The following is a 22,599-nucleotide window of genomic DNA, read 5'->3' as shown; positions in this document are numbered from 1 at the left end:
GATGAAAAAAAGAGTCGGAATCTTGTTGGTTTTTGCCCTTTTATTCATTGGGTTTTTGGCGAATTGGACCTATAGCTATTACCAGGGTCTTGAGGAAGCCTACATCCCTATTCATGAGGCCAGTGAAATTCCTGTAATTCCGTCCGAGAAAAAGGTTTTCGAACGTTCCCAGTACGCCATTGACTATCTTAACATGCCTGTTGATGAAAACCATCAGCGAACCTTGGATACGTATTATAGCAACAGAGCCTATACCGGAGCTCCCCCTAGCATCCCCCACCCCGTCAAAGAAAAACTTGGTATGGGGGGCAATGTTTGCTTGCAGTGTCACCAAAACGGGGGGTTTGTGGACAAGTTCAATGCCTACGCACCAGTAACACCGCACCCGGAAATGATCAATTGCAAGCAATGTCATCTAGAGCAACAAACAACATCGACCTTTGTCACCACCAACTTTTATAAGAAACCGGCACCAGAGGTGGGAGTGAACAATGCTTTACCCGGTAGTCCCCCAACAATCCCGCATCAATTGCAGATGAGGGAAAACTGCCTTTCTTGCCATGCAGGACCGGCAGCCGTAAAAGAACTAAGGTTCGACCATCCAGAGCGGGTCAACTGTAGACAATGCCATGTCCCCAAAGTGCAAGAAGTAAAAAATGTTGAACTGTTCGTAAGGGCCAATACCAATATAGAATGAAAAAGCTCGGAATAGTTTTTAGCATCATAATGTTGTGCGGTTTGTTTTCCTGCAAGCATAAAGAAGGTGAGTACCATAGCTTGAAAGAAAAAATCGAAGAGGAGGGCAAACACTATCAAGACCCGGGAATTTCTTCAGAAGCATATATTGGTGACATCAATACCATCGAAATAACAGAGGGAGGACACACCTTCTTGATTCCAGAACGAAAGGGACAGATAAAATCATTTGCCTGCACCGAATGTCATTCAAAATCTTTGGCCCAGCTGCAAAAAGGTCCTAAAGAACCAAAGGCACATTGGGATATCAAACTAAACCATGCCAACGCCAATGCGATGAACTGTGCCACTTGTCACAATGGAACCAATATGGACAATCTGCATAGCTTAACAGGAAATACGATTGATTTTAACCAGAGCTATCAATTGTGTGCGCAATGCCATAGTGCCCAATTTGAAGATTGGAAAGGAGGCGCCCATGGGAAGAATATTGGCGGATGGGCAGAACCCAGGGCCGCAATGACCTGTATAAATTGCCATAACCCCCATAGGCCCCAAATAGGCTCAAAATGGCCCGTACGGTTCAATACCGAAAAAGAGAACGAAAGAAAATAGCCAGTCAACACGTGTAAGATGGGAGATAAAAAGAAATGGTTTCAATTGGATTTAGGCCTTGGCCAAAAACAGGCTGTTGCTGGCAGCTGCGGATGTGGCAAACCAAGTGGCGGTTGTGGTTCGCATGCAACTGAACCTCCCAAAAACGACCTCACTATTTCTGCTGAGGAATTCGATGCAGCTGTGGAACAAGAGCTTATGGAAGATTCTATGGTTGCGCAAACACGTAAGGACGGTTTTCAACAGGTGTTCGATAGGAAAATGGACCGAAGAACCGCCTTTCGTAAGCTCACCGCGAGCCTCTTGGTAGGGGCTGGGGCCGTACACACCTCGTGTAGCGTGACCTCTGGGGAGGAAGCCAAGGAAAAAGCACAGATTGACTGGGAAGAACAGTTTAAGGGCAACTACAAACTAATGACCCAGGAAGAAAAGCAAGCCACCGTAGATCGCTTGGTGCGGTCTTATCAATTGCGAAAAAAGGAAAACATCAAAATGTCCGCTGCCGATGCCTCTAAAGATGTGTTGTTCGGTTACGCTTTCAACATTTCCAAGTGCCAGGGATACATGGATTGTGTAAGTGCTTGTGTAAAGGAGAACAACCAGGACCGCAATTCACAAATGCAGTATATCCGCATCCATGAGATGAAAGATGGCGAGGGTTTTAAATTTAACGAGGCGGATGACAATTACTACCACGAAGTACCCGCAGAGGGGCATTTTTATATGGGAACCCAGTGTTTCCATTGCGACAATCCCCCTTGTGTGAATGTCTGTCCGGTACAGGCCACCTGGAGAGAAGAAGATGGTCTTGTGGTGGTCGATTATGATTGGTGCATCGGGTGTCGCTATTGTATGGCCGCCTGTCCCTATGATGGAAGACGGTTTAATTGGAGCAAACCTGAAGTACCTGAGGACGAAATCAATAAAAACCAACATTACCTTGGGAATCGATTGCGCAAAAAAGGGGTTATGGAAAAATGTACGTTCTGCGTGCAGCGGTCAAGGGCCGGGAAAGATCCTGCCTGTGTAGAGGCTTGTCCCACAGGTGCCAGAATCTTTGGTAATCTGCTGGACCCCAATAGCACTATTCGTTGGGTATTGGAGAACAAGCAGGTTTTTCGCTTAAAAGAAGACCTGGGAACCGAACCTAAGTTCTGGTATTTTATGGATTAAGAATGCAATCGGTCAAGATTAAAAACAAAATGAATGGGAACATTTAGGGCATTTCGACATATGGTGAAGGACAGTTTGGACTACATCACCCATGGGTCCAAAACCTACCATATCTGGATGATATTTTTAACCGTGATCATGCTCATCGGTATGTACTGTTATTCCATTCAGTTGGATGAAGGACTAAGTGTTACCGGAATGACCGACCGTGTGAGCTGGGGATTGTACATCTCCAACTTTACCTTTTTGGTCGGAGTTGCAGCAGCGGCCGTTATGCTAGTGATGCCCACTTATGTATTAAAGGACATCGACTTTAAACAGGCTGTCTTGATCGGGGAAGGTCTTGCGGTAGCCGCCCTTGTGATGTGCCTGGCCTTTGTGGTGGCCGATATGGGAGGTCCATCCGTTTTATGGCATATGATTCCTGGGATTGGCGTCTTTAACTTCCCCAATTCAATGCTGGCCTGGGATGTGATCGTGCTCAATGGCTACCTCTTTATCAATATTACCATTCCGCTGTACATCCTTTTTCGACACTATCAAGGAAAAGAGGCAAAATCCAAGGTGTACATTCCGGGGTCCATCATATCGGTACTTTGGGCCGTGGCCATCCATTTGGTCACCGCATTCCTATACGAAGGTCTCCAAGCGCGTCCGTTTTGGAACAACGCCCTTTTGGGACCACGGTTTTTGGCATCGGCATTTGCCGCAGGCCCAGCTTTGATCATTTTGGTATTGGCGGCCATCCGAAAGTTTTCGGAATTTAAAATTGAGGATAAGACGATCAGCAAAATAGCCATGATCGTAACCGTGGCGGCCCAGATCAATCTGATCATGCTCATATCCGAGCTTTTTAAAGAGTTTTATGCCCCAACACACCATAGCGAAAGTGCCTATTATCTGTTTTTTGGATTGGAAGGAAAAACGGCATTGCTACCATGGATTTGGACCGCAATTCCGCTAAATGTTTTGGCAACCGTGTTATTGACATTCCATAAACTCCGTAACAACACCAAGGTTTTATACTTCTGTTGTTTTATCCTCTTTGTGGCCATTTGGATTGAAAAAGGATTTGGACTTATCGTTCCCGGGTTTATCCCAGGACCCTATGGAAAAATAGCCGAATATACCCCTACTTGGATTGAAATCTGGGTCACCCTGGGCATTTGGGCCATGGGAGCCTTTGTTTTTACAATGCTGGCCAAAACCTCGATTGGTATAGAATTGGGTAAATTGAGATATAAAAAGAAGAAAATACTGAAATCAGAAACAGTTTAATCGGTACAACAAAATGAAAATTAGAATCAAAGGAAATTCAATTCGGTTCAGACTTACCAAATCTGAGGTGGAAACCTTTTCAAGAACTGGAAGTTTTACGGAAAAAACAGCGTTCGGGCACATTTCTTTCGACTATGGCGTACAAGCTCTTGACAACATAAAAGAATTAAAAGCAGATTTCAAGGAGAATACCATTACACTGTATGTTCCAAAAAGTGATAGCCAAGTGTGGTTTGAGAACGATCTGGTGGGTTTCCAAAACTATATGAAGTTGGAGAATGGACAAGAGCTGTTCCTCCTACTAGAAAAAGATTTTGCCTGTTTGGACAATACCTTGGAGGATCAATCGGACAACTACCCTAACCCAATGGCAGAATGTTAGGTTCGCTATAAAACAGTTGCACGCACTATCAATCCCAGATTATTTTACCCCGAATAGCTTTGTTGCAAACACCTTATTGTTTCCGATCCTTAAATTCTATTTTTTTCAATTGAATTGAAAAATTGTTTTGGGCTGGATGGTAGATGGTTGGATTTTTAGAGTTTTGGATTTTGGAATTTGGCCATGTGGTTAGTGAATAGTTGGGAATTGGGAATACAACGGTAATTTTTTCTAAATTCGACCATGGTCAAATGAACGTTATGAAATCAATTAGAACACTAATTCCAATCCTAGTAGTGACATTGGGCTTTATGTCCGCGAATGCATCAACCAAAATCGAAGAAATGGCAAGTAACAACGAACAAATTGCGGGGAATACTATGCCACAAGATAGTGTACTTCGGCATGTGGTGCTGTTTAAGTTCAAATCGGAAACTACTGCGGAACAACTAAAGCAAATTGAGGACACTTTTGGGGACCTATCGTCCAAAATAAAGGAAATAGTGGATTATGAGTGGGGATTGAACAACAGTCCGGAGGGGTTGGATAAAGGGTTTACCCATTGTTTTTTTATCACCTTCAAAAACGAAAAAGACAGGGACGCCTACCTCCCCCATCCAGACCATAAAGCTTTTGTGGAACTGGCTTCGCCGCATATTGAAGATGTGCTGGTCATGGACTATTGGACACGCTCACCCTAGATTTAGACCCCGCCCTATTGCAAGATTGCATCTTGTGGCAAACATTCATTGTTCCGATATAAATCTTGGTCTAAAAAAATCCTCTAACAAAAAGACTGGCTGTTGGTTGTTTCTTTGACAACTAGTTGGAAACTAGCGGTAGCTGTGCTATTAAGCTTCCCTCAAACTTTTTAAGCAAAAAAGTATGAATAAAAGCAAAATTAAAACTGTTGTTAGTTGAGCAATGTCATCGAAAATATAGTTTTTAGTATCGTTGGAACTTCTATTTAGATTAACAAAGACAAAGTTTAACACCTGATAATACATAGCAAAACAGCCCAAGGTCACACCTATAATGTTCAAAACTTTTTTCATAAAGTAAGATTAACTTCGTCCCAATTCCTAAAAATGTATGCATTTACTCATACTCCCTTTACACAAATTAAATAGATTCTTTTTACTCAAAAACCTCACGATAAATTAAGATTAAACCAACAACGCAAATCGCAACGGTGGCAAATAATATTTTAATATCAAAGGAAAATAGAATTGGCCTATAGTTCTCATCTTTCAACATACTTCGTAAAGTGTAGACAAAATACGCCAAAGACAATAGCACCAAGAATATTCCGATTACTAGTTTTCCTATATTCATTTTACATTGGTTTGGAAGTTTAACTAGACATTGCCCATCACTGCCGCAAGATTGCATCTTGTTGCAATCAACCCATATTCTAATATCAAACTTAATCCAAAAAAAATAGTCCCTTATGATGAGACTGGCTGTTGGTTGTTTCCGTAACTACTAGTTATAATCTAGCGGCAGCTCAGTAGCATTTAATACACCGAGTTTACAATGTTCGTTTAATTTAATTTAACAACTAAGTAGTTTCAAATTATTATCTTATATCTTGAAAACGTGTTAAATAATCCTATCAGGTGGGACGAAAAAATCCATATAACCTAAAGCCGATACTCTTTCTTTGGGCTGTTTTATGCTGCCCATCTGGTTATAGTCAGGAAGCAATACGGATACATGGTCATGTTACGCATCTCAGCAAACCTGTTTCCCACGCAAATGTCACTGTAAAGGGCACTTCTAAAGGCACCAAGACCAATAAAAAAGGGCGATATTCCATCGTGGTTCAGACCACAGATGTTTTGATGTTTTCCTATGTGGGAATGAAAACTGTCGAGGTAACTGTTGACGAAATTTTGGATAACCCCAATGTTCGGTTGGACACGAAAACAGAAAAATTGGATGAGGTCGTAATCAAAAGAGGCCTGCGACGGTCACAAAAGGAATTGATGGCGGATTATCCCTACGATAAAAATCTTATAAAAACTTCCCGCGGCATTTTGGATAAAGATAAATCTTCGTCATCCATGAGAATCATAGACAAGGAAGATTTAAGGGCCATCGGCATCGATTTTCTCGAAGCCCTAAGAGTGTATTATCCCACCATGAGAATCAGTGAAACAAGGGATTCAGTTTTTTTAAGGGATTTTAGCATATGGGGGGAAACACCGGCCATATATGAGGTAGATGGCATATATTATGAAAGACCACCCACCTATCTTTCCGTGGATGAAATTGATAGAATTGCTGTAATGATTGGGAACGGGGCCATAGGACGTTATGGACCAAAAGGTGTTGGAGGCGTAATCATCATCAATACCAAGCAGGCCAATCGTATTGATGAACTAGGAGTAACCAGGGTTTACGACAACGGTGCGCTTATGGACAGTTTAAGCCATAAGGCGCTTGCACCTGCCCCTTATGTTCCAAATATTGCTTCCCATCTTAAAGCATTTGAAAAAGCCGCAACGGAAAAAGAGGTTTTTAGATTGCTCAAAAAGCAAGTGGAATCCAACAACGAACCTTCCCCTTCGGATTTTCTGGAAATAGCCAATTTTGTCAAAGACAGATTTAAGAATACCAAAACGTCTAAAGAAATCCTGGATCTGGCCAATTCCGAACTTTCGGATAATGCAGAATTTCTAAAAGCCCTTGCCTTCCATTACGAGGAACTGGGTCAATGGGATATTGCATTGGAATTATATTTAAAAGCACTTAAACTTAAAACGAGAGATGCGCAATCGCATCGAAACCTGGCTAACGCTTATGCGCAAACAGGGAATTACAACAAAGCCCTATTGGTGTATACGCAATATGAAAGAGCAGTTTCCATCTTGGATACAATTCCCTATGATAAATATGGAAGCGATTTGCTGATGGCAACAGAGTCGGACAATTTGATTCGCTTGGTTGGCAAAGACGCTTCTCTTGATAACAATGGTATCTTAAAGAAACTGGACAACCATGACACCCGCTTGGTCTTGGAATGGAATCGCAGTGATGCCGATTTTGAACTTCAAGTGGTAGATCCTTTGAGTTATTTTGATAGTTGGAGCAACCATGCATCCCATGAAGAAACCGGCCAAAACACAGCAAAAATAAAAGGGTATAGCAGTAAGCAGTTCTTTTTGGACGACAACACCAAAGGGGATTGGAAAATAAACATCAACTATTTAGGAGACCTTGATGTTACCCCTACCTACCTAAAGGCAACAGTGTACTTTGACTACGGTAAGCCGTCAGAAAAAAAGGAAATACGGGTTTTTAAACTTAGCCAACCCAACCTAAAGTTTCAGTTGTTCGCCATTAACAACCAAAAAGAAACCCTTGTTCCCTAGATAAGCAGTATTCACTGTGGGTTGCCCCTATCCTAGAAATAACTCGTCAATGCCAATATGCCATTGTAAGATATGATCAACGAAAAAAACAGGGCAGCGATAAGTCCCAAATTAACAGCAATTCCAGTCTTATGACCCTGCATCAATTTTTTATTGTTGATCAGCAAGAGGATGCCAACAATCACTAAGGGAAGTACAAACACATTGAAAATCTGGGAGACGATCTGCATTTCCACCGGATTGGCCCCAAATATGGGAACTATGAGGGCAAACAAGCACGCAAAGGCGGTTATGGTCTTAAATTGTCGGGAGCTGGTGTCCAACTCCCCGGATTGGTAATCCGCAATTAAGATGGGAGCGATCAGTAAAATGGGAAAAATGGAGGACAGTCCAGCGCTCAAGGTTCCAAAAAAGAATAGGGTAAGCGCAAATTTTCCTGCGACCGGTTCAAGGGTGTAAACCATATCCAAAACCTTGGTTACTGGCTTGCCTTCATGAAAAAGGGCTCCGCAGGCCACCGCCATCACGGCTGCGCTTATCATGAACACCAATATTGCGGCTACAATCGAATCCTTTTTTTGTTCGTTCAAATTTTTTATGGTCCATCCCTTTCCTTTTACGAAAAGGGGGCGTGATAAAAATGTGGCTGCAGCCATGGTGGTCCCTACAAAAGCGGCAACCATCATCTGTCCGCCTTCCACTTTTGGAACCGAGGGCACAAGTCCGCCCAGCACCTCTGATGGCAAGGGATACACCAAAAAGAGTGATATAAGAAAGGACAGCCCCATAATGGTAACAAAAATGACAAGAATCTTCTCGAAAAAGCTGTACTTGCCCACTAAGAGTAAAGCATACATTATTATTGTTACCAGGATGGCTATAAGAAGAACGGTTTCATATTGGTAAGGTGCAATTCCTGGAAAGTAAATGGCCAGAATTTCATAAATAATATTGGCGGAAAGCCCCATGATTCCCATTAAGGAATTCCACTGGCCCAGGGCGACCCCGACGATGATCATAATCGCCATGACCTTGCCCCATTTTAGATGTTTTTTAAAGGCAAATAGGGCCGTTTCCCCCGTAATCAAAGTGTAATTGCCGTAGACGAACATCAAAATGCCCGAGAACACGCAGCTCAACAACAATACCCACAGCAATTGCATTCCGTAGGTACTGCCAGCAACTATCATCGAAGTAACGCTTCCCGTACCTATGGTATATCCAATGGCAAAAATGCCGGGACCAAATGCCAAAATAAGGGCAAGGAGTTTTTTGACAAAAGAGTTTTTGGTTGACGGATGATTATCCATTTGTTTAGTTTGGTTAGGTTCTTGTGATGACCAAGCGGATTGTCATCTAAAGCAATATAAGCAACTAAATCGGCAATTGCGTAATGACAATTCTTTGCTAAACCATTTTTCACAACCACCACAATAGTCCATAACTTCTACCACCTAGGTGATCAGCCTAATTTGGGAATGAACATTACCTATTTCAAAATATTGAAATTCAATTGATCGTATTAAAAAAAAAGCACCGATAAAATCGGTGCTTTTTTTTTGGATGAATGAATCATCACTCCTATATCTTGCTATTTATCAACATTAAGCCAAACATTTCTTGCCAAATGGGCCAATACAATTTGCTATGCTTCGCAACTGGTGCATTCTTTCTTCTGTTTGAACTTTTGTGCCGCGTTCATGCTATGTTGGTAGTAGAGGGATTTTAGGCCCAATTTCCACGCAGTAACGTGTATTTTGTTGATATCCTTTGTGGGCATATCGGGATGCACAATAATATTTACCGATTGGCCTTGATCTATATGGTTTTGCCTTGCTGCAGCCTGATAAATAACATCCAATTGATCAAGCTCCGAATACGTTTTAAAAACTGCCTTTTCCTCATCGGTCAAAAAGTCTAAATGTTGTACGGACCCATCCCGATCCCGGATACTTTTCCAAACTTCGTCTGTATTCTGCCCTTTTTCCTCTAGCATATCCATTAAAAAAGGGTTTTTAATGGTAACCTTGATCTTGGCTATATCCTTCACATAGATGTTGGACCAAATGGGCTCTATACCTTGGGATACCTGACCTAAAATAAAAGCCGAGGAGGTCGTGGGTGCAATGGCGTTAAGGGTTGCATTTCGTCTACCGTATCCCTTAAGCACTTTAGGCTCCCCAAAACGTTCCGCCAAAGCTTCAGAGGCCTTGTACGATCGCTCCTTAATGGCTTTGAATATTTCGTTGTTCAAATTATATGCTTCTTGGCTATTAAATGCGACTCGTTTGGATTGCAATAAGGAGTGCCAACCCAGTGCGCCCAAGCCCAGGGCCCTGTTTTCCTTGGCAAAGTTGTAGGCCCGCTCCATAAACAAAAAGGTCTGGCGATCCTCCCTATTGGCGGAATCCCGATAAACTTCCAGTTTTTCAATAAATTCTGTGATCACGGCATCCAAGAAGAACACCATGGTCTCCACGGCATCGGTATCCTTCCATTTGTCATAATGCAATACGTTGATACTGGAAAGCACACAAACAAACGACCAGTTGTCGTTGGACGGCAGCATGATTTCCGTACATAGGTTGCTTGCATAGATTTTGTGTTCTTTGTCTTGATAGACATCGGCGCTGCCATTGTTGGCATTGTCCGTAAAAAAGACATAGGGATATCCCATTTCTCCCCTGCACTGCAACACCTTGGCCCAAATGGTACGCTTGTCCACATCTCCATCAATCATTTCCTGCATCCATTGGTTGGTAACGGTGACCCCATGCGTAAGTTGCTGAATAGGATTTCCTTCTGTTCCAATTTCCAAAAACTCCTTGATGTCTGGATGTTCTATCGGTAGATAGGGAGAAAAACGCCCTCGTCTTACCGAACCTTGGCTAACCACATCGACCATGGATTCGAACAATTGCATAATATGCACCGCACCAGAAGCCTCCCCATTATTTTTCACCGGAGCCCCGCGATGTCTTATTTTACCAAAATACCCTGAGGTACCACCTCCTAATTTGGACATCATCCCAACCTCAGATTGGGTATAGAGAATGTTGCCCATATCATCATCAATATGGGAACCAAAACAGCTAATGGGCAATCCACGTTCCTTTCCAAAGTTGGACCAAACGGGCGACGCCAAGGAAAAATACCCTTCGGACATATAGTTGTAGAACTTATCCGAATAGCCTGGAATCTGCAAAATTTGTTCCGCCCTATCCGCAATTTCCCGGATACGACTCTCCGGGGTCGCTCCTTCTGTTAGGTAGCCGGAGCCCAAAAACTTTCTACTGTGTTCATTGAGCCATTTAAATCCCTCGTTGTCCTTTGAAGTTTTAAGATCTGTGAGACCCTTTTTTCTGGCATCGACCAGTTTTTGGGTTGTGGTGGTTTCGTTTTGGATGCTTGGTTTTTCGAAGGTTTTGTTTTCCATATTTTAAAAAAGGTCGTCGCTGGTTATACTTTGTGTTCTTTTGCTGTAGTTAATGGATCTTTTTACGAAGAAGTCCCCATGTTTTGTGCCGATAATCTCATCATCGAACCATTCGGTTTGCTTTATCAATGCTTGATCGATTTCGAACATTTTTTGGATGCCAATGCTCTCCAGTGAATTGTTGAAACGGTTTTTGATAAACTCATTTACGACGTCCTTTGGCAAGAAATCAAGTTCGCCCTCCTCAAAGATCCAGTCTACAATTTTGCTCTCCGCGACATAGGCTTTATCGCACAACTCCTGAATCGTTTGCTGATACTCGGCATCGAACCAAGTTGGGTTTTCCTTTTTGATGATGTTGATTACATCAATACCAAAATCCCCATGGATCTGTTCTTCCTTTGAAGTCGCTTCCACCACATTGGAAATACCCTTGAACATGTTTTTGTGCTTATTGAAAGCCATGATGATCAAGAACTGTGAAAACAGGGAAACGTGTTCGATGAACAGGGAAAAGAGCAAAATGGACTCCGCATATTCCTTATTGTCCTCGCTTTTGGCGTTTTTAAGGGCCGTTTCCAAATACTGGACCCTCTTCATGATCACAGGTTTTTTCTTGAGGGTTTCGAACTCCTTGTTCAATCCCAATATTTCCAACAAATGGGAATAGGCATCGTGGTGACGTACCTCACTTTCCGCGAAAGTGGCTCCTACCGAGCCAATTTCCGGTTTGGGCATTCGGTGATAGATATCGCCCCAAAAAGTCTTAACGGCCACCTCAATTTGTGAAATGGCCAACATAGTATTTTTGATGGCACTACGCTCAACTTCGGTCAATCTGGATTTAAAATCTTGGATGTCGCTGGTGAAATTGAACTCTGTGTGAATCCAATAAGAATGACGTATGGCGGGCACGTATTCGTATAACTGAGGGTATTCATATGGTTTAAGGTTGATGCGCTTCTCAAAAATGTTGGATTGCCTGCTCAAAGCCTGTTGGTTCCTGTAAATAATGTAGGCCTTGGCTACATCTTGGAATTCACTGGCCATTAATTTGTGCTCTACAATATCTTGCACTTCCTCCACCGTGGGAACGTAGTTTTCGTCTTGTCCCCTGCGTTCCAAAAGAGCTTCATAAACGCCTTGTGCTATGCTTTGGGCATCCGACATTTGACCGTGCTCCACAGCCGTCATTGCCTTCAAAATTGCATTGGTAATTTTGTATAATTCAAAGGGTTTTGTGCTAAAATCCCTTTTAGTGATATGCGAAATCTCCATAAAAAAATTGATTTAGACTGGAACGGTTTAAAATAACCTATGTGTAAAATTCACATTTTCTTTACTTTAATTTTATGATAAGTGCACGAGGTTCTCCACAATCTTATCAACAGACATCCCTAGAAGGACAAAAATTGGCACTTAAATCCTTAAATTATTAAAAATCAACGCTTTAAAACAAAACACAGAAAACCCAATAAAGGAAGGAATAAAATTGGTTCTAAATGAAAATGTTCCCATAAGAAAGTAAACTTCCTACGAGAACCTTGTTGTTATTTTTTCGAGATAACTGGATTCACTGTGGGCATCCAGAACGGGTTTGTAGCAAATTAAAGCAGACTTTAATTTACTCTAAACGCAAAAAGCTCTCTTAAGAAAGTAAACTTTCTACGAGAGCTTTTCTGCTTTAGCTTGTCGGGATGACTGGATTCATATAGCCATCGCAAATGATTGTATATCAATATTTTACACTAATCTTCTGAACTGATTCACCGAACTCTGAACTTGGTTCAAATCAGTACATTCTGATGCAAAATTTATGGGTGTTTTGCTATTCCCAAATTTAACCTAATTGTAAAAAACTTCAAAATGTATTCTAAACATAGCTCTATCTATATTATTCTTAACTACTATTTCGCGTATTCTATAACTTCCATTTCAACTTTTTATGAATGCTGCCGATTTTGCAATTTTCCGATAATCACACACTATGAAAAAGCCATCTTTGCTTCAAAAAGACCATAAATATCCACTTGTTTTCCTCAACTTGAATGATCGGTGATAATAAACCAACTTCCCTTCTCCTTTTTTATAATGACCGAAAACCAACTTCGTAATAGTTATTCGCGACCTTTGAATTTTTAGTTAAAGCGACATGTTACGAAATATAGCTTTTTTGATTGTCTTCAAAGGTTGAACTCATCAAATTGGAGGTTTCCCATTTTTCCTTTGGGGAAGTATTTTTTGTAATTGGAAATGGTATTTTCATACCCAAAAGTTACCCTACCTGAGGAGATATAGTCTGAATTTTATCCGAAGTGGAACATGCTTGCCTATAGAACTCAATATCTTGGTCGTTCCAGCAAGTTTCTTGTTTCTTAAAATTTGCTAGGATGAGTTCTTCATCTTTGTTAAGGGATGCCTTTTGAGCATGTACGTTTATCATGCAAAAACTGAGTAGAATAATGTATCCATCAAATACTTAAAATATTTACACTGCCCCACAATAGCTCCCCATCCAATTGCTGAGTTGTAAAGTAAATCTGAAGTGTTTATTTGGGGAATGTCTGACCATGCAACAAATCGGTCTACCTCCACCTCATCGATATCCTTTGACATAGACGGTCCTACTTGTAGTTGTTATTCCACCCAAAACACCCTCCCTAGTGGTTTCAACAATCAAACGAGGTTCCCATGGCGTTTGTTCCGCCGGTTGCAGCCACATGGTCAGTATGCTCTTCCCTTGCATCCAATTCCCTGTCATTAGGTCTTGAAATGGATAAGAGGTAGTAATAACCAATCTATCCCCTTCCCATTTTGTTGTGGATGTAGGCACAATATCCGATCGGCCCACGTCCACTTTAATCTGTGTCTTGGATCCATCAAGGGCATACTTGTATTTTACCAAAGGTTGTATCTCCCTAGGTATGAAGACCACCCTTTCCACTTCCATGATTTTAGGCGTTTGGTATATCGAAATTTGGTCTCCCCACCCACTACCCAAATCGGGAATTTTCGGTTTCTCTTTGCGATTGATGACCGATACCGTGTGCAGCACCTTTGTGGACCATGTGCCTGAAAAATTTGGATTTTTCATGGCAGGAGAACGCTTCGCGAGCACCTCTCTGTCAGTTCGCCAATAAGTCTGTACTTTTTTCCCTGAACCTTTTGCCGCAGGCATATAAGGTTCTGCCTCATTGGCACTTTCAGGTATTCTGGGATGTTGCACCAACGAATTTTCATAATCCCTTACTATGCTGTCCATGATTCCCACCACCCATGGATAATAATCCTTGACATCGTTCTCTTCCTTTGGGTCGACCCTTAGGTCGAACAATCGTACCAGGTTATCGGGGTTTGGATCCGGTATTTCTGTCTTAAAGTTGTACCACAGCTTCCAATCATGCCATTTAACGGCCATGACATTTCCGAAACCGTTCATAAAAATGCTGCTCTGCCTATTGGACTGTTTTTGTTTTCCCTCTAAAAACGGAAGCTGGTCAACCCCATCAATGATGCGGTCCGTTGGGACTATATCGGCGGCATTGACCGCAGCTGCTATGGTGGTGAACAAATCCACTTGGTGGAACATTTCGTTGGATACCTGGCCCGGCTTAATCCTACCCGGCCATCTGACCACACACGGTGTCCTTATTCCGCCTTCCATGGCCGAATTGTAAAATCCCCTCCAAGGGCCTGGAGAACCACGCCAAGGCCTGCGCATCTCAGCTCCATTGTCCGTACACCAGATGACCAAGGTGTTTTTCTCAATGCCCAATCGCTTCAATTCAGAAAGGAGAAGACCTACATTGTGGTCCACATCAGCCATGGAATCCCCCATGTCCCCAGCCCCTGTTGAGCCTTCCTTATCGGGATGTGGAAGCGCCGGAAAGTGCAATTGGGTCATGGGATAATATATAAAGAACGGTTTTTCCTGTGCCACGCTTCGCTGCATAAAACGGATACCCCTTTCTGCGGCCTCACGATCAAGAGTTCGCCTGGTTTCAGGATTGAACGGTTTAACTTTTTTGGATACTTCTCCCACCTTTCCTTCCCAGATATATGGAATCGGATGCAAGTTTTGATTAAATCCCTCCATGGATGGAAATTGGGCCACATGGCTGGTTCCCGGAATACCGTACCATTCATCAAAGCCTTGGTCGGTGGGCGCGCGGACTCCTTCCCAATTGGGACCCCCTACGTCCCATTTACCAAAGAGACCTGTGGAGTACCCAACAGATTTCAGGCCTTCTGCAATTGTTTTCTCCCATAAGGGTATTCCCTTAAAATAATTTTCCCCTGTCCTTGTGGCATACCTACCCGTAAGTATCGCTATTCTTGAGGGAACACAGGTATACTCCACATTAAAATTGGTCAAACGGATCCCTTCTTCCCCTATCTTGTCTATATTGGGGGTAGGCACACCCCTGACGCCTCCATATGCCCCAACCTCGCCAATTCCAAGGTTATCTGGAAAAATCAATACAATGTTTGGTCTTTCCTGTGCCGAAAGGAATATGCAGGTTGAAAGAAAAAGTAAGGACAGAACTGAAAATCTAATTTTCATCCCACTGTAGTTTAAGGGGTTACTTACAGAAGGAAAAGTATAAAATTTCTATGAGACAATAATACAAAACAAAGAATCCCGATCAGACAAAAAAGAAGAGCATCAAAGGTTTTGGCAACTTTTCACGAATTCGTTTTAATGCCCTGACTATGTGGCTTTCCACGGTATTTACCGAAACCCCAAGTATTTGTGCTATTTCAGAGTGGGTAAGCCCTCTCTTTTTGTGCATTATAAATATTTCCTTGGATTTTTTCGGAAGCTGTTCAATTTGTGTGTTGATCCATTCCAATTTTTCTTTAATTGATTGTTCCTCTTCCTGTATAGAAGCTTGAAGCACTTCGACATGAACTTGGTCAAGATCGTTCGTTTTTCTACTATTCCTTTTTCTTTCGTTCAAGAAAGTGTGGTAAACTGCCCTATAGAGATAGTTTTTAAGGGAAGATTCTATATGCAACCTATCTTTCTTTGCCCACAGTTTTATAAATACTTCCTGCACAATATCCTCCGCGCTGGACCTATCAAGAGTAAGACTGGTGGCGTAAAGGCACAAGATTGTATAATAGGTATCGAACAAAAACCGATATATCTTTCTATCGCCCTTTTTCAACCCCTTTACCACTACATCTTCATCATAAACCATATCATCATTTTCCACTTGCATCCCGAAAAATAAAAAAAAACATCAAATAAATGCATGGTATTCCATTTATTGGTTGTCATAACATAAAATAGTTCAGCACGTGGAGCAAAAAATAAAATATATAATAAAGGACTATCTAGAGAATAAAATCTCTGCCAAGGACTTAAAGATTTTACAAGAATGGGTGTCCGTGCCTGAAAACAAAAAAATGTTCAAAGAACACCTGGCCGAACATTACAAAAGCCCTTTGTTCGATGTTGACAAAGCCTACGATGTCTTTGAACGAAGAACCGGACAGGATAAAAATACCAAATCAAAAGTTATAAGGATACAGCCATATTTGAGGTATGCGGCAATGCTTATAATAACTATATCAATGGGTTATTTGGTATACCACCTTAACCAACAACCTACTGCCGACCTGCCCATAAATGAGGTCACTTTGGAAACTGATGGCGGTACATACATTTTGGATGTATCCGGCCAAAGATCAATAACTTCCAAAAACAATGAAGAAGTGGTGGCAACTCAAAATGGCGAAACACTAAGTTATAATGGAAATCTAGAATCTGGTGAAATAGTATATAACATCCTTAATGTACCCTATGGCAGAACCTTTGAAGTTGAGTTGTCGGACAAAACATATGTCTATCTCAATGCTGGGTCAAGACTAAAATATCCTGCCCACTTTGCGCCAAACGTACCGCGTGAGGTATTTTTGGAGGGAGAAGCCTATTTTAAGGTAACGAAGAATGATGAATCTCCTTTCATAGTCAGGGCAAATGGGGCCAGCACAGAAGTATTCGGAACCGAGTTCAATGTAACATCTTATTCGGAGGACAATGAAACATCAATTGTATTGGTGGAGGGCAGTATAGGAGTTTTTGAAGAAGAAACCAGATTTGATCCAGAAAAGCACACCAAATTGGTACCAAACCAAATGGCCTCAATAAGCGGAAAAGCTCCAATTACTATAACACAAGTAGACGTATCTGGTTACATCGCTTGGGTCGATGGCCAATTGATATTCAAAAACGAAAAATTTGAAAATATTGCCCGTAAGCTACAACGCCATTACAATGTAATTATCACCAACAATAACTTGGCGCTGAATGAAAAAAGATTTACAGGAAGGTTTGACATTGAAACGGTCGAGCAAATTTTGAACACTTTTCAAAGGACAAACCCCTTCAATTATAGGATTTCTAACCGCCAAATTATAATTAACCCTTAAAAAACAACTCTATGAACTAAAAACAACCAAAACAAAAATCGGGAAATGGTACCAGCACTTCCCGATGTCTAAATTGAATTTAAAAAGCTAAATAACCTTTAAATCATTCCAAAAATATGAAAAATACACGAGGGCATAGTGTTTGCGCTACGCATTCGCTCAAATTTGATTTGAAAATGAAACTAACTACCGCATTTCTTTTTTTATGCCTGTTTCAAATCAACGCCAGTACTTATTCACAGAACGCAAGGATTACCTTGGACGTTGAGAACACAACAATCGAGTCCGTACTGTTTGACAACATAGAAAAAGAGACCGACTTTAAGTTTTTTTACGAAAACTCAACTATTGACCTAAACCAAAAAGTAACGGTAAAGGTCAACAAAGCACGTATTCATACCTTACTTAATCTGTTGCTTCGAAACACCGGAATACAATACGATATTTTGGACAAACAGATTATTTTGACCCGAAAAGGGAACATGCAAATAAGCAAGATGGTAACCCCAACGCTGACTCCCAAAGAAAAACCAAAAGTTCAAAGTACGGTCGAGGGAACCATTTTAGACCAAAATGGGCAGCCTCTTCCAGGAGCAAGTGTTGTGGAAAAAGGAACCTCAAATGGAACACAATCCGATTTTGATGGTAAATTCTCACTCAGGTTGTTGAATGATGATGCTACACTTTTGATTTCCTATATTGGATTCACAACACAAGAAATCCAAGTAAACGGGCAATCATTACTCAACATTACCCTATTGGAAGATACTTCCAACTTGGAAGAGGTTGTAGTGGTAGGCTATGGCACGCAGAAAATCACCAGTCTTACCTCTGCAGTCTCATCCGTGGATGTCGAAGAACTTGGTAATGTGACTACACAGAATATAGCAGCTGCTCTACAGGGTCGTACACCAGGATTGTTCATCAGAGACTCAGGATATAACCAAAATTTATCTTTTTTTGTTAGGGGAGCCACAACCATTGGCAACAATTCACCATTGTTTATTGTAGATGGTGTTCCGCAAGATTTGTTGACAGTGGATCCAAATGATATTGAAGCAATTTCTGTTTTAAAGGATGGTGCTGCCTCCGCTATTTATGGTTCAAGGGCTGCTGCCGGCGTTATTATTGTGACCACCAAAACAGGAAAAAACCAAAAAGCTTCATTCAATTTTGAAAGTTTCATCAGTTTTGGCGAATTGACAACAGTGCAAGAAGCTGCCAACTCGCTTCAATCAGCAAGGATAATGAACGAGGCTTCCATTAATTCTGGCGGAGACCCTTTGTTCTCACCAGAGGATATATCCCTATTTGAAACAGGGAATGATCCCAGCTATCCCAATACAGATTGGAAAAAAGAGTTTTTGAAAACAGAAATTACCAACAGATATTTTCTAAGTGCTTCGGCGGGCAATGAAAGGTCCTCCTATTATTTCTCACTTGGCTACAGAAATTCTGATGGAATTGTTCAATCGGGAATCGATAGGAAACAGTTCAACCTGCGAACAAACCTAAAAACCAAACTGAGGGACAATATTGATTTTGATGTTAACCTAAACTATGTGTTACAGAACAATACCGCTCCAAATGTAAATGGAGGAATAGACAACATCTATTTGCACATGAACAGTACAGCTCCATTTTTGCCAGTACGAAATGAAGATGGGAATTTTCAGTTTTTCAATGAAGCTGGTTCTTATGGAAGAGGGTTTTGGAACGTAATGTGGGAGTTGGAAGCAGGCACCGCAAATACAAAGCAGAAGACCTTTACGGCCAACACAAACCTCACTTGGGAATTAATAGAGGGACTCAAGTTCATCGGACGTTATTCCTTGATCTCGAGCACTACTAAAGGCGTTTCAAGTATATACAAACGTTCCACGACAGGTGGTCCACCTTGGTTTGCTGATGTAAATAGCCTATCGCAAACTTGGAGGGATGACAACCAATACAATGCGCAGACCTTCCTTAGCTATGACAAAAGTATTGGCAAGCATACGTTGGGTGTTTTGGCAGGTTGGGATATTCAGTTCAATGAAGATTCTGGCTTGGGCGCGTCAAGAAGAAATTTCCAGTTTGATAACCTTTTGACCGAATTCAGCGCCCCGAATTCAGGTGACAATGACGATATTACCGGATTAGGGAGCAACACCGTTGAAAATGTGTTGCAATCCGCTGTGGGAAGAATAAACTATAACTATGATGAAAAATATTTGGTTGAACTTGCCGGAAGGTATGACGGCGCCTCAATTTTTGCTCCTGAAAACAGATACGGCTTTTTTCCTTCGGCTTCCTTTGGTTGGGTAATCAACAAGGAGAATTTTTTCAATATGGAGTCCGTTGACCTCCTTAAATTGAGAGCCTCTTATGGGGTAAGCGGTAACAATAGGGTGAATGGAAGCTATTTCTCAAATATTGCCTTTGGCACATATGTTTTTGGTGCAAATGGTGAAATTGTTGTTCCCACTTCGGCAGAAGGAGGAATTCCTTTTAGGGATTTAAAATGGGAGACCACCAGCACGACTAACGTAGGTGTTGATTTTTCCTTGAAAAGTGGCCTATTTTCAGGCTCGTTGGATTATTATGTAAAGAACACTGATGATATTTTACTGCCAAGTCCAGTACCTGGAACAGTGGGAACGGGAAGAGGAGGTCCTGCCATTAATGCAGGAAGCGTGAAAAATTCCGGGTTTGAGTTGGTACTGAACCATAGCAACACACTTGCAAATGATTTTTCATACGGAATATCCGTAAATGGGACTTATAACACTAATGAGATTACCGAGCTAACGGATTCCTTTTCAGAATTTGACACCTCTTACAGGGTTGGAGACGCTTTGGGCACGGTGTACGGTTATATTGCTGATGGTATTTTGTCATCTCAAGCAGAGGTCGATGCCTATAATGCAGCCATTACCTCGGGCATCAGTCCAAACACCACCATGGGGGACATTCGTTATGTAGATGTAAATGGTGACGGTGCACTGAATTTTGAAGATAATGTCGCCATAGCCGAGACCATTCCAAAAATCACATATGGGGTCAATTTAAATGCTGAATGGAAAAATTTTGATTTACAATTGTTTTTCCAAGGAACCGGTAAATCCAAGGAACATAAGAGCAATGACCTCTTTGGAAACTTTTCATGGATCCCCGAAGAGGCAAATGACGCTTGGAGCGATTCAAACCCAGACGGTACCTATCCGCGATTGTTACTTTTTGCACAGCAAACCTACTTCCAGAATTTTTATCAAAGATCCAGTTTCTGGACATTTAACTCAAACTATTTAAGGTTGAAGAACCTACAATTGGGTTATACACTGCCTATAGGTGATAATAAATACATTAATAAGGCCAGAATCTATTTTGCAGGTACAAATGTATTTACCGTATCAGATTTTAGACCTGGTTTTGATCCCGAATCCAATGGTTTGGTTATTCCGCCATTGAAAACTTTTTCATTGGGAGTAAACATTAATTTCTAAAAAAAATCAGCATGAAAAAATATATCAATAGTAAGATAAAGCCATTGCTAGTTCTTGTTTTCCTGATTATGCAAGGCTGTTCAGAGGAAGACGTAACAAAGCTCCCCGTAACCGCATTGTCAGAAGATGCATTTTGGAGCAGTGAGGAAGAAGTGGCACAGGCAACCAGTGCCTTATATTTCTCCCTTCCCAATGTAGGCGAAATACAATGGGATGCCCTGACTGAAATCATGTATAGTCAGGATGGAGCCACCCTTGAGATTTCATCGGGTGGGATAAACCCAGGATCAGGTCTGGTAAATAGTTTGTGGACTGGTCAGTATGCAACCATCAGGGATGCCAATTGGTTCTTGGACAACGTGGAAAAAGCACCGCTTACTGAAAACCAATTGGCCAAATACAAAGGTCAAGTACGCTTTTTCAGGGCTTGGGCACATTATAGATTACTATATCAGTTTGGGGACGTGCCCTTGGTTACGACCCTGCTTGCCGTAAACGAGGGTCAAGTTGAACCTAGCCCAAGGGCTACCGTTCTGGATTTTGTACTTACCGAACTGGATGCTGTAATGAGTGAGCTTTCTGTGTCTGATTACTCCCCGGAATACGGCAGAGTTACAACATGGGCGGCCATGGCTTTGAAATCAAGGATTTTGTTGTATGAAGGTACGCTTTCCCAAGATAACGGAATGTTGACAGAAAGTGCCAATCTTGCAGATCAGATCATGACGTCTGGCAGTTTTGATCTCCACGATAATTATACTGAACTGTTCCGCCCCGAAGGAGAGGGAAGCAGTGAAATTATTTTGGCAAGGGTAAATGCAGATCTTCCTGGTCGCTATCATTCACTTGGCCAGTGGCTCGGACCTATTAGCTTCCATGCTTCATGGTCCATATACACCCCAACCATGGCACTTGTGGAAACCTATCCCGATATCAACGGGGAGGATATCGCAACCAGTCCCTTGTATAATCCCGATATGCCTTTTGAAAATAGAGATCCACGTATGGCGCAATCCATATTTAATTGGAGCGAAGACGTGGATTATGAAGGCTCTTCTTTTGTGAACAATGGTACATGGCTCAATTTCAGGAAATGGATAAATCCAGCTGAAACCGCGGAACAACAAAGCCATAACGATTTTATCGTTTTCAGGTTGGGAGAGATGTACCTAACCTATGTTGAAGCCATGAACGAGGTCAATGGTCCTACCCAAGAACAGGTGGACTTAATCAATGAACTTAGAACCAGAGGTGGACAAGGAGCTGCAGACGATGGTACAGATATTGCAGTGCCGCCTATACAGCTAGCAGGTCTTACAAAAGATAGTTTTAGGGACATTATAAGAAGGGAACGAATCATTGAAATGGCAGCGGAAGGCCTGCTCTATTTTGATTACCATAGATGGAGGTCATTGGAAACAACAATGAATATGCCAGCTGTTGGGGTAGTATCACTGGAAGACAGGCTTTTCACAGCACCAAGGGACTATACCTGGCCTATACCTGAATTTGAATTGATCAACAACCCTAATTTAAAGCAAAATACAGGGTATTAAATTTTGAAATAAGAGAGGTCCCCGCTACAAAGAGTTGGTTTGAGTTAGTTTTTTGTTTGCGGGGGCTCTTTATATACACTCATAGGACATATCACGCCTTTTTTATAAATTACCTTACTGAGTCTAGTAAAAATATAGGTGCTGTTCAATGATATACCAACAT

General features: G+C 41.7%; 17 protein-coding genes. 10 read left to right on the top strand and 7 right to left on the bottom strand.

Features of this window, described 5'->3' with window-relative positions; genetic code table 11:
* Position 1 precedes the first annotated feature (1 nt).
* The 6 genes from M3P07_RS03035 (at position 2) to M3P07_RS03010 (ending at position 4,845) form a co-directional block, all read left to right on the top strand.
* Positions 2–697: a nitrate reductase cytochrome c-type subunit gene (locus tag M3P07_RS03035; protein ID WP_249968419.1), complete on the top strand. Its 696-nt coding sequence runs from the start codon at positions 2–4 to the stop codon at positions 695–697.
* Positions 694–1,311 (top strand): cytochrome c3 family protein, encoded by a 618-nt coding sequence (locus M3P07_RS03030; RefSeq protein WP_249968418.1) that lies wholly within the window; start codon positions 694–696, stop codon positions 1,309–1,311. Before M3P07_RS03035 ends, M3P07_RS03030 begins: the two co-directional genes overlap by 4 nt.
* Before the next feature lie 18 nt (positions 1,312–1,329).
* A complete protein-coding gene (locus tag M3P07_RS03025) occupies positions 1,330–2,484 on the top strand; it encodes a 4Fe-4S dicluster domain-containing protein (protein WP_249968417.1) in 1,155 nt (384 codons plus the stop codon).
* A gap of 33 nt (positions 2,485–2,517) precedes the next feature.
* Positions 2,518–3,762 carry a sulfate reduction electron transfer complex DsrMKJOP subunit DsrP gene (dsrP, locus tag M3P07_RS03020; protein ID WP_249968416.1) on the top strand — a complete coding sequence of 415 codons (1,245 nt, stop codon included), beginning with the start codon at positions 2,518–2,520 and terminating at the stop codon, positions 3,760–3,762.
* Positions 3,763–3,775: 13 nt separating this feature from the next.
* Complete coding sequence (locus M3P07_RS03015) at positions 3,776–4,144, top strand: DUF7009 family protein (RefSeq protein WP_249968415.1); 369 nt, start codon at positions 3,776–3,778, stop codon at positions 4,142–4,144.
* 260 nt (positions 4,145–4,404) lie between these two features.
* Positions 4,405–4,845: a Dabb family protein gene (locus tag M3P07_RS03010; protein WP_249968414.1), complete on the top strand. Its 441-nt coding sequence runs from the start codon at positions 4,405–4,407 to the stop codon at positions 4,843–4,845.
* Positions 4,846–5,281: 436 nt separating this feature from the next.
* On the opposite strand, the gene M3P07_RS03005 is transcribed toward M3P07_RS03010, so the two are convergent.
* Positions 5,282–5,479, bottom strand: a complete 198-nt coding sequence (locus M3P07_RS03005; protein ID WP_249968413.1) for a hypothetical protein — start codon at positions 5,477–5,479, stop codon at positions 5,282–5,284.
* Positions 5,480–5,763: 284 nt separating this feature from the next.
* On the opposite strand from M3P07_RS03005, the gene M3P07_RS17815 reads away from it, so the two are divergent.
* Positions 5,764–7,521 carry a carboxypeptidase-like regulatory domain-containing protein gene (locus tag M3P07_RS17815; protein WP_249968412.1) on the top strand — a complete coding sequence of 586 codons (1,758 nt, stop codon included), beginning with the start codon at positions 5,764–5,766 and terminating at the stop codon, positions 7,519–7,521.
* A 32-nt stretch (positions 7,522–7,553) separates the two neighbouring features.
* On the opposite strand, the gene M3P07_RS02995 is transcribed toward M3P07_RS17815, so the two are convergent.
* The 6 genes from M3P07_RS02995 to M3P07_RS02970 all read right to left on the bottom strand — a co-directional run bounded on the left by M3P07_RS02995 (position 7,554) and on the right by M3P07_RS02970 (position 16,182).
* Positions 7,554–8,831 carry an NRAMP family divalent metal transporter gene (locus tag M3P07_RS02995; RefSeq protein ID WP_249968411.1) on the bottom strand — a complete coding sequence of 426 codons (1,278 nt, stop codon included), beginning with the start codon at positions 8,829–8,831 and terminating at the stop codon, positions 7,554–7,556.
* Positions 8,832–9,166: 335 nt separating this feature from the next.
* Positions 9,167–10,957, bottom strand: a complete 1,791-nt coding sequence (locus M3P07_RS02990) for a ribonucleoside-diphosphate reductase subunit alpha (protein ID WP_249968410.1) — start codon at positions 10,955–10,957, stop codon at positions 9,167–9,169.
* Positions 10,958–10,960: 3 nt separating this feature from the next.
* Entirely contained in the window at positions 10,961–12,235 is a 1,275-nt protein-coding gene (locus M3P07_RS02985) for a ribonucleotide-diphosphate reductase subunit beta (RefSeq protein WP_249968409.1), read from the bottom strand.
* Positions 12,236–13,232: 997 nt separating this feature from the next.
* The gene (locus tag M3P07_RS02980) at positions 13,233–13,400 is read right to left on the bottom strand and encodes a hypothetical protein (RefSeq protein WP_249968408.1); all 168 of its coding nucleotides are present in this window, start codon (positions 13,398–13,400) and stop codon (positions 13,233–13,235) included.
* Between the two features lie 153 nt (positions 13,401–13,553).
* Positions 13,554–15,521, bottom strand: a complete 1,968-nt coding sequence (locus M3P07_RS02975) for a sulfatase-like hydrolase/transferase (RefSeq protein ID WP_249968407.1) — start codon at positions 15,519–15,521, stop codon at positions 13,554–13,556.
* Between the two features lie 82 nt (positions 15,522–15,603).
* Positions 15,604–16,182: an RNA polymerase sigma factor gene (locus M3P07_RS02970; RefSeq protein WP_249968406.1), complete on the bottom strand. Its 579-nt coding sequence runs from the start codon at positions 16,180–16,182 to the stop codon at positions 15,604–15,606.
* A gap of 79 nt (positions 16,183–16,261) precedes the next feature.
* Between M3P07_RS02970 and M3P07_RS02965 the strand changes: the two genes are divergently transcribed.
* From M3P07_RS02965 to M3P07_RS02955, 3 genes are all read left to right on the top strand, one after another.
* Positions 16,262–17,395, top strand: a complete 1,134-nt coding sequence (locus M3P07_RS02965; protein ID WP_249968405.1) for a FecR family protein — start codon at positions 16,262–16,264, stop codon at positions 17,393–17,395.
* 176 nt (positions 17,396–17,571) lie between these two features.
* Positions 17,572–20,880, top strand: coding sequence for a SusC/RagA family TonB-linked outer membrane protein (locus M3P07_RS02960; protein WP_249968404.1), 3,309 nt, complete (start codon positions 17,572–17,574; stop codon positions 20,878–20,880).
* Positions 20,881–20,891: 11 nt separating this feature from the next.
* A complete protein-coding gene (locus M3P07_RS02955; protein ID WP_249968403.1) occupies positions 20,892–22,436 on the top strand; it encodes a RagB/SusD family nutrient uptake outer membrane protein in 1,545 nt (514 codons plus the stop codon).
* The last annotated feature ends 163 nt before the right edge of the window (positions 22,437–22,599 follow it).

Origin of the sequence: Flagellimonas myxillae (assembly GCF_023502235.1) — a bacterium.
In the GTDB taxonomy this organism is placed as follows: domain Bacteria; phylum Bacteroidota; class Bacteroidia; order Flavobacteriales; family Flavobacteriaceae; genus Flagellimonas; species Flagellimonas myxillae.
The sequence above is the reverse complement of the archived record's forward strand: the minus strand, read 5'-3'. Positions and strand labels throughout refer to the sequence as shown.